This is a genomic window from Arthrobacter alpinus, assembly GCF_900105965.1.
GTDB classification, from domain to species: Bacteria; Actinomycetota; Actinomycetes; order Actinomycetales; family Micrococcaceae; genus Specibacter; species Specibacter alpinus.
Window position 1 is genome coordinate 1,460,839 of the sequence record NZ_FNTV01000001.1, and the last position, 12,718, is coordinate 1,473,556.

Below are 12,718 nucleotides of genomic sequence, written 5' to 3' on the forward strand. Positions count from 1 at the left end.
CATTATTTGCTGAGTTGGAGCAGCATTTCGATCGCCCCTGCATCCTCCACCTTCACAAAGCCAAGGTTCGGTGCCGCAATCCCGAAATCGGTGAACGTGATGGGAATGGATCCCTGAACCTCCACACCATTGCTGGTGGTCTGAGCTTGCATATCAACCGTGACTGATTTTGTGGTCCCCGCGATCGTCAGGTCGCCTACTGCCTTGACGCTGGCAATTCCGCTGCCAACCGCGGCAATGTCAACCGGCTCAGTTAGCGTGAACGTTGCGGTGGGAAACTCCGAGGTCTTGAGGATGCCCAGGAACTGGCTGTCACGGCTGCTGTTGTCCGTGGTGACACCCGTGAGATCAACGCTCACCTTCGCCGCCGTGAGGCTCGTACCCTCAATCGCGGCAGTTCCTTCAACGCTGTCGGTGCGGCCAACAACTGTAACGTCGGCTCCGTTGAGAACTTCCTTGACTCGGTAGCCCGCCTGGGAGCCGTCGGCGATGTTCCACTCGCCAGCTAGATTGCCAGCGTCGGCGGTGGCCTGCGCGGTGTCATTGGCGCCGCCCGAGGACTGTCCGGTTGCAGTTGCGTTCGCGGTAGGCGTTGACAGGGTGAGCTGGTCGGGCGCTTTGCTGTTTTCCAGGCTGGCATAAATAGCTGTGCCGCCCCACAGGCCACCAATGATGACCAGAACAGCAACTACTGAGATGATGATCCACTTCTTGCGCATGGTGCCTGCCCCTCGATTGGTTTCACTTGTCAAAATGATATTTTCAGCGCGTCCTGTGGAAACACTGTGAAGCTCGCAGGACGCCCCTGTACGGGCGCTACAACGCAAACGACCGCGCTGACACATCCGCAATTCGAAGATATATTCGAATTTAATTTCGGGCCTGGCTATTCCTGCTGGGATATCATCGCAGCGCACGTAGGTAACGTCGGCGCACAATTCTTTGAGCAAGCAGGAGTAAAGGAAATAGACCACGCCAAGGCTGCTGCGGAGCGGCACGCGTGAGGGAGCGCAGGGTCAGGCGCACCTCCCGGCCAACTCGGTGGACAATAAACGCTTCTTCGCCGCTTACCGGGTGTCCGGGCAACGTGCGGTAGGCAAAGCCAACGCGTGCATCATTCTGAACAACTGCTACAACTTCTACCGGCTCCACAACGGTTACACCCAGAGCAGTGACCGTGACCGTCACGCGCTCGCCGGCCACCACCGGACCCGTTGAATCCACACGAAATCCGCTGCGCGTCTTGACTTTCCAGCGGAGTACGTCCTCCGCTGCGCGCTTCCAGGCATCATCGCCGTAACCTACGACGGCGGTGATCTCGAATGGCCGCCGGCTTCCGTCCGGCGGGGTCCAGCTGAGACTGGCAGGCTCAGTCATGCCTCATGCCCCGATTCCGCAGTGGATTCCATACTGGCCGCAGCGCTCCACAGGCCCTCCCGGTCTCGCTCCCATGCCTGCCGTGTGCCGGGAATGGGTTCTACATCCCGGAGCCAATACGTGGTGTCCGGGTCCCAGCCGGTAAGTACGGCAGCAAAGCCCTCGCTGACAGGGATGGCTTGTCCCGCAGTTCTCAGGTACCCGCCCACGGAGAGGTGAACGCCGTCGTACGTTCTTTGCAGGCGCGACCAGTCGGGCATGACCCACGCACCGGAGCGACCCGTGGTGCGGCACCAGTCGTGGCGTTTGGAGCAGGTGACAGTGATTGGCTGCTCGCGGCACAGCTGCGCCCACGCATCAGGGGAGTCAATCTCATAGACGTGAGGGCGGGTTGGCGCGTCGAGCCTTTCGATTGTCGCCGCCCGCTCACCCATGCCGTCTTCAACGAGCCTTAGGCCAAGGGGGCCCTGCCCTGGCATTGCGCTGGTGCTGCCGGTAACGCCTTCGGGTCGTGACCACCACGTTTCACTCCAATTCGCTGTGGGATCGGCGGGGCGGTCCCGGGCAGCGGTGAATTCTTCCAAGATCAGGTTCAGCCTGGCCTGCTCCAGCGCCTCGGCGGCAGGCCCGGATTCCGGCCGTGGGCGAGGAGGCTCCTCCGTGAGGGTGACGATCCACTGCCCGTCTACCACTACAGGGTCGGTCCACCTGGACGCGTGGGGCGATTCAACGATTGCCTGAGCAAAGCGGATGAGCGCCCGCCGCATCTCGGGGGTCGCCGCGAGCTTGTACCCGCCGTCCGGCTCCCGCCAGTAGCGGGCGGTACTGGCGGTCTCCACGAGGGCCTGCAGCAGGACATTCCCAGGGGGAGTGGAGAGCGACACAGCATCCAAGAGGGCCACCACTTCGGCGGACGTAAATTTGGGCTGCGCGGCATCACCGCCCACTAGGACTACCGACTGCCCTCGTCCCGGGTCCAGCTCGCAGGCTACGTAAGACCTGGCATGGGCGAAGCCACCCTCCCACGATTCCACCGCATCCAGTGCGGCAGTAAGTCCGGCAAATTCCAGACACAGGCGCCTGCCGCGCGGACCGGAGAGGAGGTCGGCAGCGGTCAATGCCGGGCGAGTTGGTGACATGGGGCCAGCCTAGCGCGCCGCGCCTGGGGTGAAGGAGGTTAGGGCTTGCGGGCCGCCCACGCCGTCCGATGCCCGCGCACCACAATGTCCCGACGACGCTCCACGGACTCGGGACCAGCACCCAACAAAACTTCCAGGGAGGCCAGATCAGCAGGGGACACCGTTCCTTCCAGCGCGGAAGCCATCCGCCCCAGGAAGGAGCGGGCATAGCGGGAGGCAAGTTCCGGCGTCGAACTACCCAGAGTTGGGAAGTGGCGCCGCTCGACGGCGAATCCGGCACGTTCCAGCCCTGACGTCCACTCCGGGTACTGGTTCCAGCCACTACCTGCCAAGGCGGCATGCAAGCGACCTTCAACGCCAGGGGCGACGGCGGATCCCTCGGGCATCGATTCGGGCAAAAAGCTGGGCAGGCCGTCCATCTCAATGACAATCAGCACGCCTCCGGGATTCAGGGCGGCGAACATCTCCGCCATGGTGCGCTCCGGGTCGGCCAACTCATGGAGAGACGAAGACGCCCACATGAGATCTGCCGAGGCGCTCGCAGGCCATGCCACGTTGAGGTCCACTTCGATCGTGTCCACGCGCCCAGCAACGCCGAAGTCCCGTGCGGCGTCAAGGGTCTTCGCCAGCATGCCCGCAGACCTGTCCAGTGCCGTGACGCTCGCCTGAGGGAAGCGGCGCGCCAGGGCTAGGGTACCGGCACCCGAACCCGCCCCAACGTCAATAATGCTGGACGAGTCTGGAGCCAATTCTGCGGCCCAATCAGTAGCAGCCTCCAGGTAAGACCCGAGAATGAGGGCGTCGAGGTCTAGAATTTCGGCCAGTTCCGCGTCAGTAGTGTGCGCGTGGTTATTGCTGTGTCCGTGATGGTGTGAATGTTCGCTCATGTTTCCACGCTAGCGCTCCTGTGCGTTTGGCGCATAAACTTTTGCGTATGACGCAAGAAGCAGATCTGGACGCCATTATCCGACAACGCATCCGCGGACTGCGCCTTGCGCGGGGCTGGTCATTGGACAACCTTGCGGCCCGTTGCCAACTGAGCCCATCAACATTGAGCAGGATCGAAACCGGTCACCGCAGGATTGCGCTGGATCAACTACTGCCGATCGCGCGAGCTTTTGAAACGACCCTTGATGCTCTCGTGGAATCCGGGGGAGAGGGAGAGGTTGTCATCCGGCCGCGCCCTGGCCACTCGCAGGGGCTGACAACATGGATTCTCGCTAGTGACGACGGCATCCACGGAAAGACGGTTGCCAAGTTGCGCATCACCCCTGAAAGACCGGATGAACGCGGCGTCCACCCCGGCCGGGACTGGTTCACGGTGCTTTCCGGGATCGTCCGGTTGGAACTGGGGGAGCGGACCATTCTGGTGCATCCCGGCGAGGTGGCCGAATTCTCCACCATGGTCCCGCACGCCATCTGCGCCCATCAAGGTCCCGCGGAGATCCTCAGCATCCTCAACCACGACGGCGAACAAGCCCACCTGCACGGGGCGGCGGCAAGCGAGGGTTAAGCACGTTGACCCAGGGTGACAATTCCAAGGGCGCCGTGTTCCCAAAACATTGTAATGATACATTGATACAAAGGCCGATCAAAGGAGCGTCATGGCACTGGATTCCACGTTTAACTGGATCTTTATCTGCGTCGTCACGTTTCTCGTCCTCGTGCGGATCATTCTCGAGCAAACAAGCCGGCTTCAGGAGAAGCGGGTGTTCCAATTTTGGCAACGAGTTGGGCTGCCCATGGGAACAGAACAGATTCACGATTCTCTCCGAAGCAGGCTACATCGAAGCTCCATGGCTGCGCTGGTCGGCGGGATTGCAGGAGCTTTGGTTGCCACGAGCCTGCTCGTCTTCCAAGAGGCCTCTGTTGTGAGCTTCACCTTTAGTTGGCTGGTCGCACTCCCGGCCATCTTCATTGGATTGACGTTGTCTGACGTAGTCCAAACGCTGCGCGATACCCTTTTTGGGAGTCCCTCGAATCTCCCGCGCATGGCCCGCGCGCATGCAGTTACCCTTGGCGATTACATCAGTCCTTGGAGATTGCGTACCGCGCCACTCTTGTTGCTCATTGCCTTGTTTCTCGCAGCCGGTGGCCTGGTACTTGGCCAAAGCGGAGTCATCAATATGGGCAGCTTCCTCAAGGGAATGAGCCTGCCGTTTTTGCTGGTCGCGATCATTGTCTGTGGGATATGTGCGGTGGCGGCCAAAAAGGTCTTGGAGAAGTCGCAACCCGTCGCTGACGCCCTTGAACTTGCATGGGACGACGCCGTCCGGGCTGACACTATTCGCAAACTGGCGCAGCTGGCAGTGCTGACCGCTTGGCTTGCTTCCTCGGCGATCGTCATCGCCATTTTGGAGGGATTGCAGGATGGGCGAGAGCCAATGTTGCTTGTAGCAATGGGTCAACCGCTTGCGATGGTGGGTTATTCCGTTGTCGTGATGATGTTTAGCTACGGAAATTCGTATAGCTACTTTCGCCATCGCCTCTGGCCCGATTTCACGCCCTACGGGCTCGCTTCAAAGCAAGGCGCCTAGGCGTGTTGTTCGTCGATCCCCGCTCTGCGGTTCCGCCGTTCGAGCAAATTCGAGTCCAAGTCCTGGACCTCATTCAGCACGGCGACCTCGACCCCGGAACCAGATTGCCCACGGTCCGAAAGTTGGCGGCTGATCTGGCTCTCGCGCCCAATACAGTTGCCCGTGCTTACCGTGAATTGGAGCTCAACGGAGCTGTTGAATCCCGGGGCCGCCACGGCACTTTCGTTTCCGCCCACAATAGTCCCGTCCTGCTGCAGGCCCAGAAGGCTGCCGAAGAGTATGCACATCGAATCCGCACGCTTGGACTCGACGCCGAAGATGCCATGAAACTCATCGGTGACGCCTTGCAACTCGGCGCGCCGGTGCGCCAGGACAGCGTCGAGGTCCAGAAAGCCAGGCCGGGTTCCTGACCCTCCTGCGAACGCCGCCGTCGGGCAATGCATGAACCAGGCACGTTCACCTGCTGTTTCCCTGCCGGCCAAACCACGTTGTCACCTCGGACCATGTGGGGCCCTATTCTCTCTGGGGATCGCGTCCCGAAAGGGGGATGTGACGGCGATGAGAGGCAGTTATGACGGAGAACATCAGCCAGGCGAAATTCAGCCGACGGGCCGCCCTGGCCACGGCAGGAACCCTGGGTGCGCTGGGCATCACCATGGCCACGGGGGTTGCAGGCAACGCGGCCCCTGGCGTCAAGGCGCCCAAGCCGAGCCTGGCATTTCGCCCTGACGGGACCTTCAAGGTGATCCAGTTCAACGACACCCAGGACGACGAGCAAACCGACCGCCGCACTGTTGAGCTGATGGAAAAGGCTCTCGATGCTGAAAAGCCTGATTTTGTGGTCATCAACGGTGATGTCATCAATGGTGGCTGTGACACCGAGCTTGAAGTTCAGCAGGCGCTCAACCATGTGGTGTTGCCCATGGAGACCCGTCAGATTCCGTGGGCCGTGACGTTCGGCAACCATGACGAGGACTCCGCAGCCCGGTCCACAATGACCGAGGCCAAGATGCTCGCGTTCCTCCAGAGCTACGCGTTCAACGTCAACGCGGACAATACTCCTGGTGTCACGGGAACCTCCAACACGCAACTGCTCGTAAAATCTGCTCAGTCCAAGAACCCGGCTTTTGGCCTCTGGCTCATCGATACCGGTCGCTATGCCCCGGACAGCATCAACGGACAGGACTTCTCCGGCTACCCGGATTGGGACTGGGTACGCATGGACCAGGTCAGCTGGTACCGGGATCTTTCAAAGGCCACCGAGACCAAATATGGAAAGAAGATTCCCTCACTCATGTGGGGCCATATTGCACTCCACGAGCATCGGAACATGTGGTTTGCCAGCATCGACTCCCGCACGCCGGCGGATCACGCCCGTGGACTCACCAAGCACAAGATTGTCGGTGAGCGCAACGAGGACGAATGCCCGGGCCCCTTCAACTCAGGACTCTTCAGCGCATTCCTGGAGCGCGGCGACGTCATGGGCTACTTTGTAGGCCACGACCACGTCAACAGCTACGTTGGCAACTACTACGGTGTACAGCTTGGCTACGCTCCAGGATCCGGATTCGGCGCCTACGGTTTGAGCGGCGCCGAAAGGAACCGCCTGCGTGGTGCCCGGGTCTTCGAGCTGGATGAAAACCACCCCGGGATCTACAAGGACACCCGGGTCGTCTTTGCGAAGGACTATGGAATCGATTTGACCGCCAACCGGCAGTCGATCGTCCCACCCAAGCCCATCCCGGCTACAAAGCCCGGCAAGAAGTAGTGTTCAAAGCCGGAACACCCGCCGATTCTTCGGCGGGTGTTCCGCGTTCCAAGTTGCTGGCGTAGTCTCTTGTACGGCAACGATGCAGACCCGAACGTGAGGATACCCATGACGACCCTTCCCAACCGCCCAAAGACCGCACTGGTGATAGTCGATGTCCAGAACGACGTCGTCGCCGAGGCCTATGAACGCACTCCCGTGGTGGCCAACATTCAAACCCTGGTGGCCGAAGCCCGCAAGTCAGACACGCAGATCATTTGGGTCCAGCACTCCGATGAGGACCTCCCCAAAGGCTCCGCCGGGTGGGAATACGTTCCCGAACTGGTAAGGCTGGAGCAGGAGCCGCTGGTGCACAAGTCTTTTGGTGACTCCTTCGAAGGCACAGATCTCGAGGACGTTCTCGCCGAGGGCAACATTGGCAAGCTGGTGGTTGCCGGCGCCGAGACTGACGCGTGCATCCGCTCCACGATTCATGGCGCCTTCACCCGCGGCTACGATGTCACGCTGGTTGGCGACGCGCACACCGCGGCGGATAAGACCCAGTGGGGCGCCCCTGCCGTTCCCGAGGTCATCGCGCACACCAACCTCTATTGGCAGTTTCAGGACGCTCCGGGCCGCACGGCATCGGTTGTTGCGACCGCGGATATGCGGTTCGGGGATTAAATACGACACCGTCTCGCGCCTGGGCGCCTCGGCTCAGGTGGCGGGGGAGGCGGAGTTGACGAGCTCAAAGTGTTCCACCACGGGGAACGGCTCGTAAAACTCGTGCAACAGGCTTTTCCACTGTTGGTAGCTGGCCGAAGTCCGGAAGCCCACGGTGTGGTCTTCGAGTCGTTCCCATTCAACCAACAGCAGGTACTCGTTCCGCGATTCCATGGACCTGGACAGTGTCAGGCTGCGGAATCCGGGCATGGCGGAAATAATGTGGCGCGCATGTTCAAAGGCAGCCTCAAATTCGGACTCCCGGCCGGAAATAACCGACAGGATCGCGTGTTCGGTGATCATGGCTCCATCCTGCCAAAAGGCGTCCTTGGAGAGAGAATTTCGCCCGTTATGTGGACTCAGTTCGCACGATAGTTGCGGTCTCGGCACTCGGTTGGGCTAATGCCATACCGGCGCTTGAATGCCGTGCTGAACGCAAACGGGCTGGCGTATCCAACGGCCGTGGCAATCGTTGCGGTTGTCACCTTTGGGTCTGCGAGCATCTCACTGGCCAGCAGCATTCGCCAATTCGTCAGGTAGCTTATGGGTGGCTCTCCAACAGCGGACCGGAATCTGCTGGCCAGTGTTGCGCGTGAGATGTTCAGGCTCTGGGCCACAGAGGCAAGGGTCCAACCAGTCTCCGGGCGCGAATGAAAGAGTTCCAGTGCGCCGGAGGATACCGGGTCTGCACTTCCGGCCAGCCAACCCCGCCTCGTGTCCGGGTGGAGTTGCGCCCACGCCCTGACAGTGTGAACCAGGAGGACATCGAGCAACCTGTCTGCGGCGCTGCCATGACCGGGTGCATCGGTGGTGATCTCGTGTTCCAGCAGCATCACCAGATCCACCGAAACGTGTTCGGCAGGAACAACCGCCACGCGTGGTAGACCTTGGGTAACCGCGGCCGTGACCTCGGCATCTGATTCGTACGTGCCGACAAGCATGGTGTTCTCGCCGTTGGCTGCGTTGCCCCACCTGCGAATTCCATGGCTCATGTCCAGGACTGGATCTTTCCCCGTGGCTGAGGTGCATATCTGGCCGGGATGGATGATCACATCCGTGGAGCTTGATGGATCATCGGAGAGTGAGTATGGATTGGGGCCCCGGACCAATGCCACATCGCCGGGGGACAGCTCGTGGTTTTTTCCGTCTGCGGTCAACCACGCATGCCCGGTCATCATGGCGACAACGGTCAGCGGGGCTTTGTCCTGAACATCGATTGACCAGCTCCCGGACATCACAACCCGGAGCGTAAATGCACGGCGGGCTCGCGGTCCGTCGAGCAGGTGCGTGAGAGGATCCATGCATCCAATCTAGACGAATGCGCATGAAGTATGCGATTTTGCATATTCAAATCTCTGGGCATTCGGTGTTCACTTGAGTTATGACACCCACAGCGATCGCAGCAATCACCACAACATCCCTTGTCTTCACGGGGCTTGCCGGAGGGGTCTATCTGGCTTTCTCAGCGATCGTTATGCCAGCCCTGCGAACCCTGCCGTCGAAGCACGCCATTGCCACCATGCAACGCATCAACGTCAGCGCCGTCAGGCCTCCGTTCATGATTGTCTTCTTTGGCGGTGCAGCGGCCTCGGCCGTGCTGGCCATTATGGAACTTGCTCCGGGCACGTTGAATTTCCCGTCTGTAGCCAGGATTTCAGGTGCCGTGCTTGCCCTGACCTCATTTGGCATCACCATCTTGCGCAATGTTCCCTTGAACAATGCCCTCGCCGCCATGGGTTCCAGCGCCGCTGACTCACAGGAGACGTGGAAGCGCTTTGACGGCCCATGGTCAACGGCCAACTTTGTTCGCGGAATCGCCGCCGTTGCAGCGACAGGGGTTCTGGCCCTCAGTCTTGCCTGACCTTTGACCCCCTCATGGCGACTTAGGTGAAGCACCCAAACCCGATGGCATTGATTCTTGGCCTTGTTCACGGAGCAAGAAATAGTTTGACGTTTTGGGGAGTGGCATGCCGGTTTGGACTGGCCAGAATTGGCAGTTGGTTGATGGGGCCGGAAGGCAGCCAGTCATCGGCGTTTCGTTTGGCATCGGCCTTTTGGACCTTGCCTTCCAGCAAGCGTCAACAAGGGCGCCTCATCGCTATTTGATGATTCGCTGGGTATATCGCCCACCACGAACAGCCGTGTTCTGTTCTCCGCAGTGGTGCCCCGATCAGCGTCGGGCATCATCGCAGCCGAATTGCTCTGTCGTCAGCTGTCCACCATTGCCGGCGCTTCCATCGGCAACAAGGAGGGAATGCGATTGGCATTGTGCGGAGCTGGCGAGGCGGCCTATGTGGTGGTGTCCTAAGAATCGGTCATTAAGGGACCTGCACGGCACGAGTTGTTGGCCGAGGCTGGCAAGTCACTGGGGTTGATTCCGGATTCATGGATTGCAGATGCACTGGCCGAGCCTCGCCGGACTTTGACTCCCCGGCTTGAGCGCGACCGCCGACTCAGGGCCTCTCCGCCGGTGAAGGCATGTCGGCTGCGCGGCTGCGATCCGCCATCAGAAGGGCCATCAACAGTGTGCACCTGAACCTTGTCCCCGCCTCTGCTGGTCTGGACAGTGCCAAAAAGGCCGATGACCACGTATAGGAGCAGGGCCGCAAGCGGGTCTTCAAGAGCCGCGTCGGGCGGATCGCCAAGGAAGCCGTGTGGATACATGGGAACCTACCGCGCCGCAGTCGTGGATTTCTTCGTTGATTGTTGACCAGCGCAGCATCCGCATCGGCGGATTGCAGCCGGGGCACGGCAAGCGATGCAAGATCACCGAGGGAGTTCACACGGCACCCGCGGTGGCAGTCCTTGAGGATCAGGCAGACACCTTGGTCATTGTCGATGACCAGCTCAGAACGTTGAGCGTCCAGCCCGAACTGTTTCGGCGGCATGAGGGCTGGCCGCTAGGAGCGCCAATTGACTCGAGGGCTGAGGACTAAGTCATGACTTCGCGAATCATGTTGCCTCACCTTGGCTTGATGCCGAGCAGCGCTGAAGCAGTAGCGGGACGCCCGGGCCGGAAAGTTCTTGGCAATATGCGCCGCGGCCAGCCATTGCCATAGTCAAGGCAATGGTGGTTCCCGTAGCAAGGGGCCCGGTACCTGTCTCAAACGGACCGTCCGTTGCTTCGAGTCTCAGCCCGTGGATGGCCGCTTTGCTATCAACCGTGAAACCCTTTTCGGCGTAGAAATTAGCAACCGTTGTGGCCACATCCAGCGGAATTGCGCGGACTAGCCCCAAGGGGCGGCGGATATCCCCACTGTGCACAACCACCTCGCCCAACCACGCGACGGCTGGACCGAGGGGAGAGGTTGTGCTCGTCACGACGTCGCCAAAGCGCCTGAGGGTGTCCGCGGGCGTGGGGCCAAGGTGTTCCATGAGGCGTCTATCATTGTGCAGGTCAAAATTGAACTTGGCGCCGAATACACTGCCGAGCCAACGGATGGGACCGATGCTTGCGGCGGCCGTGAGATGTGCCAGGACTTGTTCGACGTTCCACTGCTCGCAGAGGGACGGGCACGACCACTGCTCATCGTCGATGAGTGCAAGGTCGGCAGCGAGAGCAGCACGTTCTACGTGGGCGGCAGCCCAGAGCTGTTTGGCTGACTTAATCGCTGGCATTGGCGTTTCCGCGTTTCACTAGTACTTGGAACTCGACAGCACGCAAAGTAATTGGATCGTTTGCATGTTAGACCGGGGGATGTTCCGCTACGCAGAACAGATTCCCTTCGGGATCAGCCAAGGTGGTCCATTTTACGTGCGCAAACTCCTCCAAGACATCCCATTTATATGTTGCACCCAGGCCGATGATTCGCTCTACTTCGGCTTCCCGAGTTCCCCAACTGACTGTCAGGTCCATGTGAGCTGCCTGGTGCGCGGCCCGGGGACCCGATTCAGCCTGGAAGAACATTCCGAATCCGATTGGACCATTCGGGGCCAGGTAAACGCTGTCGCCATTTACATTCATTGTGGCTCCGGTGACGGCCGCCCAAAAGTCCGCGAGGCCAATTGGATCGGCCGCTTCCATATTGATGGCGCCAAGGGTGATTGGGGAGTTTGTCATGGTTGCGATTCTAACTGGCGCCTCTGACATTGCCTCGATGGGCGTATTCCTCGCGCAGAATCGAAAATAGCATGGAGTCACGCCGGGTTCCCCGGACGGCGCGATGGGATCGAAGCCGGCCTTCGAAGGTGAATCCGTTCTTTTCCAGAACCCTGATTGAGCCCATGTTGTCCGGATGGCATATGGCACCGATGCGTTCGAGCTTGAGCGTGTTGAAGCCCAGTCTCAAAAGTTCGCCGACGGATTCAGTGGCGTAGCCCTTTCCCCAATGGGCTCGGTGAAAGGTATAGCCAAGCTCGCCGTTTCGATTTGAGAAATCCTTGGTCCATACGGCAAGTGACCCGATCACGTTGTCGTTCAGGACGGCTGCGAGTGAATATCCAGTTCGGATTTCTCCGATGACCTCCGCCGCTGCCTCAACGAAGGGAGCTGTTTGTTCCAGTGTGTTGGGACCCCATGTTGACCAGCGAGTGACCAATGGATCCGAGGCGTACTCGTGAACTGCCGCAATGTCAGCACGGGTAAAGTCCCGGAATTGAAGGCTCGTCTCCGAGCTGTCGCGCACTGAGGGAACCATTGTCCACCTGTCCATTCTCACTAAAGATCCGTTGACCAGCCTTCACCGTAAGGACATTATCCTGATGACGTTCATCAGGGTTCCTGTTGGACGGACGTCAGGGGTTCGTCGAGGCCTGCGATGATGTTGACTATGAATATTACGGAAGCAGACGAGCTAGATAGTACATGGGAGCAGCACGATTCCGTTTTCCGGGTCTATTTCGCACAGGGAATCGAAAGATCAATCACCACCTTCGACGTTTCCGGCGCCACGTTCAGTGAGGTTCAGAAGTGGGCCAAAGAAACGGCGTCAGTAGACACGATCATGGCGATCGCCCTTGTCAGTCTCGATTCCCGCGGGTTGAAGGGATTGACCTGGCTGTTTGGTATGGATCCGAACGATCATCCGGCTGCTGACATCGAGATTCGAATGCACGCGGAGATGATGACCATTAAATCGGCAGCAGAGGCCGGGGGAGTGGCGTAGACCTGCAGTGATTTCTGGACCCGACCTGGTCAAGTGAAAGTTGATACGGCCTACATGAATTGGGCAACGGAGAGATTAGTGGGCACGGAA

General features: G+C 59.8%; 18 protein-coding genes. 9 read left to right on the plus strand and 9 right to left on the minus strand.

The genetic code is table 11. From position 1 onward, the window contains the following. Nucleotides 1-2 precede the first annotated feature (2 nt). The 4 genes from BLV41_RS06880 to BLV41_RS06895 form a co-directional block, all read right to left on the minus strand. Nucleotides 3-752 (minus strand): YceI family protein, encoded by a 750-nt coding sequence (locus tag BLV41_RS06880; protein WP_083360632.1) that lies wholly within the window; start codon nucleotides 750-752, stop codon nucleotides 3-5. Nucleotides 753-903: 151 nt separating this feature from the next. Next, a complete protein-coding gene (locus BLV41_RS06885) occupies nucleotides 904-1,377 on the minus strand; it encodes a DUF1990 family protein (protein ID WP_074711134.1) in 474 nt (157 codons plus the stop codon). Next, nucleotides 1,374-2,516, minus strand: a complete 1,143-nt coding sequence (locus tag BLV41_RS06890) for a hypothetical protein (RefSeq protein ID WP_139244238.1) — start codon at nucleotides 2,514-2,516, stop codon at nucleotides 1,374-1,376. Before BLV41_RS06890 ends, BLV41_RS06885 begins: the two co-directional genes overlap by 4 nt. A gap of 38 nt (nucleotides 2,517-2,554) precedes the next feature. Beyond that, nucleotides 2,555-3,403 (minus strand): class I SAM-dependent methyltransferase, encoded by an 849-nt coding sequence (locus BLV41_RS06895; protein ID WP_074711136.1) that lies wholly within the window; start codon nucleotides 3,401-3,403, stop codon nucleotides 2,555-2,557. Between the two features lie 47 nt (nucleotides 3,404-3,450). On the opposite strand from BLV41_RS06895, the gene BLV41_RS06900 reads away from it, so the two are divergent. The 5 genes from BLV41_RS06900 to BLV41_RS06920 all read left to right on the plus strand — a co-directional run bounded on the left by BLV41_RS06900 (nucleotide 3,451) and on the right by BLV41_RS06920 (nucleotide 7,484). Further along, nucleotides 3,451-4,029: a helix-turn-helix domain-containing protein gene (locus BLV41_RS06900; protein ID WP_074711137.1), complete on the plus strand. Its 579-nt coding sequence runs from the start codon at nucleotides 3,451-3,453 to the stop codon at nucleotides 4,027-4,029. 91 nt (nucleotides 4,030-4,120) lie between these two features. Then, the gene (locus tag BLV41_RS06905; RefSeq protein WP_074711138.1) at nucleotides 4,121-5,053 is read left to right on the plus strand and encodes a hypothetical protein; all 933 of its coding nucleotides are present in this window, start codon (nucleotides 4,121-4,123) and stop codon (nucleotides 5,051-5,053) included. 2 nt (nucleotides 5,054-5,055) lie between these two features. After that, the gene (locus BLV41_RS06910) at nucleotides 5,056-5,463 is read left to right on the plus strand and encodes a GntR family transcriptional regulator (RefSeq protein WP_074711139.1); all 408 of its coding nucleotides are present in this window, start codon (nucleotides 5,056-5,058) and stop codon (nucleotides 5,461-5,463) included. 161 nt (nucleotides 5,464-5,624) lie between these two features. After that, on the plus strand, nucleotides 5,625-6,821 hold the full coding sequence (locus BLV41_RS06915; RefSeq protein ID WP_074711140.1) for a metallophosphoesterase family protein: 1,197 nt from the start codon (nucleotides 5,625-5,627) through the stop codon (nucleotides 6,819-6,821). 108 nt (nucleotides 6,822-6,929) lie between these two features. Continuing rightward, on the plus strand, nucleotides 6,930-7,484 hold the full coding sequence (locus BLV41_RS06920) for an isochorismatase family protein (protein ID WP_074711141.1): 555 nt from the start codon (nucleotides 6,930-6,932) through the stop codon (nucleotides 7,482-7,484). Nucleotides 7,485-7,517: 33 nt separating this feature from the next. Here BLV41_RS06920 and BLV41_RS06925 read toward each other — a convergent pair whose 3' ends face one another. Both BLV41_RS06925 and BLV41_RS22760 read right to left on the minus strand, forming a co-directional pair. Next, nucleotides 7,518-7,826: an antibiotic biosynthesis monooxygenase family protein gene (locus tag BLV41_RS06925; RefSeq protein ID WP_074711142.1), complete on the minus strand. Its 309-nt coding sequence runs from the start codon at nucleotides 7,824-7,826 to the stop codon at nucleotides 7,518-7,520. 56 nt (nucleotides 7,827-7,882) lie between these two features. Continuing rightward, the gene (locus BLV41_RS22760; protein ID WP_074711143.1) at nucleotides 7,883-8,824 is read right to left on the minus strand and encodes an AraC family transcriptional regulator; all 942 of its coding nucleotides are present in this window, start codon (nucleotides 8,822-8,824) and stop codon (nucleotides 7,883-7,885) included. An 80-nt stretch (nucleotides 8,825-8,904) separates the two neighbouring features. Here BLV41_RS22760 and BLV41_RS06935 point away from each other — a divergent pair, with 80 nt between their 5' ends. From BLV41_RS06935 to BLV41_RS06940, 3 genes are all read left to right on the plus strand, one after another. Next, a complete protein-coding gene (locus tag BLV41_RS06935; RefSeq protein WP_139244239.1) occupies nucleotides 8,905-9,384 on the plus strand; it encodes an anthrone oxygenase family protein in 480 nt (159 codons plus the stop codon). Nucleotides 9,385-9,681: 297 nt separating this feature from the next. Then, nucleotides 9,682-9,831 carry a hypothetical protein gene (locus BLV41_RS22035; RefSeq protein WP_170835435.1) on the plus strand — a complete coding sequence of 50 codons (150 nt, stop codon included), beginning with the start codon at nucleotides 9,682-9,684 and terminating at the stop codon, nucleotides 9,829-9,831. A 346-nt stretch (nucleotides 9,832-10,177) separates the two neighbouring features. Next, entirely contained in the window at nucleotides 10,178-10,459 is a 282-nt protein-coding gene (locus BLV41_RS06940; RefSeq protein ID WP_074711144.1) for a hypothetical protein, read from the plus strand. 16 nt (nucleotides 10,460-10,475) lie between these two features. Here BLV41_RS06940 and BLV41_RS06945 read toward each other — a convergent pair whose 3' ends face one another. The 3 genes from BLV41_RS06945 to BLV41_RS06955 form a co-directional block, all read right to left on the minus strand. Then, nucleotides 10,476-11,141: a maleylpyruvate isomerase family mycothiol-dependent enzyme gene (locus tag BLV41_RS06945; RefSeq protein WP_074711145.1), complete on the minus strand. Its 666-nt coding sequence runs from the start codon at nucleotides 11,139-11,141 to the stop codon at nucleotides 10,476-10,478. Nucleotides 11,142-11,208: 67 nt separating this feature from the next. Continuing rightward, on the minus strand, nucleotides 11,209-11,583 hold the full coding sequence (locus BLV41_RS06950; protein ID WP_074711146.1) for a VOC family protein: 375 nt from the start codon (nucleotides 11,581-11,583) through the stop codon (nucleotides 11,209-11,211). A gap of 10 nt (nucleotides 11,584-11,593) precedes the next feature. Continuing rightward, on the minus strand, nucleotides 11,594-12,160 hold the full coding sequence (locus tag BLV41_RS06955; RefSeq protein ID WP_074711147.1) for a GNAT family N-acetyltransferase: 567 nt from the start codon (nucleotides 12,158-12,160) through the stop codon (nucleotides 11,594-11,596). Nucleotides 12,161-12,292: 132 nt separating this feature from the next. On the opposite strand from BLV41_RS06955, the gene BLV41_RS06960 reads away from it, so the two are divergent. Beyond that, complete coding sequence (locus tag BLV41_RS06960) at nucleotides 12,293-12,628, plus strand: hypothetical protein (protein ID WP_139244240.1); 336 nt, start codon at nucleotides 12,293-12,295, stop codon at nucleotides 12,626-12,628. Nucleotides 12,629-12,718: the final 90 nt, after the last annotated feature.

What these genes read in the sequence shown, in the direction of transcription:
- BLV41_RS06885 (WP_074711134.1), bottom strand. Translation starts at nt 1,377, where the DNA reads ATGACTGAGCCTGCCAGTCTCAGCTGGACCCCGCCGGACGGAAGCCGG.
- BLV41_RS06890 (WP_139244238.1), bottom strand. Translation starts at nt 2,516, where the DNA reads ATGTCACCAACTCGCCCGGCATTGACCGCTGCCGACCTCCTCTCCGGT.
- BLV41_RS06895 (WP_074711136.1), bottom strand. Translation starts at nt 3,403, where the DNA reads ATGAGCGAACATTCACACCATCACGGACACAGCAATAACCACGCGCAC.
- BLV41_RS06900 (WP_074711137.1), top strand. Translation starts at nt 3,451, where the DNA reads ATGACGCAAGAAGCAGATCTGGACGCCATTATCCGACAACGCATCCGC.
- BLV41_RS06905 (WP_074711138.1), top strand. Translation starts at nt 4,121, where the DNA reads ATGGCACTGGATTCCACGTTTAACTGGATCTTTATCTGCGTCGTCACG.
- BLV41_RS06915 (WP_074711140.1), top strand. Translation starts at nt 5,625, where the DNA reads ATGACGGAGAACATCAGCCAGGCGAAATTCAGCCGACGGGCCGCCCTG.
- BLV41_RS06920 (WP_074711141.1), top strand. Translation starts at nt 6,930, where the DNA reads ATGACGACCCTTCCCAACCGCCCAAAGACCGCACTGGTGATAGTCGAT.
- BLV41_RS06925 (WP_074711142.1), bottom strand. Translation starts at nt 7,826, where the DNA reads ATGATCACCGAACACGCGATCCTGTCGGTTATTTCCGGCCGGGAGTCC.
- BLV41_RS22760 (WP_074711143.1), bottom strand. Translation starts at nt 8,824, where the DNA reads ATGGATCCTCTCACGCACCTGCTCGACGGACCGCGAGCCCGCCGTGCA.
- BLV41_RS06935 (WP_139244239.1), top strand. Translation starts at nt 8,905, where the DNA reads ATGACACCCACAGCGATCGCAGCAATCACCACAACATCCCTTGTCTTC.
- BLV41_RS06945 (WP_074711145.1), bottom strand. Translation starts at nt 11,141, where the DNA reads ATGCCAGCGATTAAGTCAGCCAAACAGCTCTGGGCTGCCGCCCACGTA.
- BLV41_RS06950 (WP_074711146.1), bottom strand. Translation starts at nt 11,583, where the DNA reads ATGACAAACTCCCCAATCACCCTTGGCGCCATCAATATGGAAGCGGCC.
- BLV41_RS06955 (WP_074711147.1), bottom strand. Translation starts at nt 12,160, where the DNA reads ATGGTTCCCTCAGTGCGCGACAGCTCGGAGACGAGCCTTCAATTCCGG.
- BLV41_RS06960 (WP_139244240.1), top strand. Translation starts at nt 12,293, where the DNA reads ATGAATATTACGGAAGCAGACGAGCTAGATAGTACATGGGAGCAGCAC.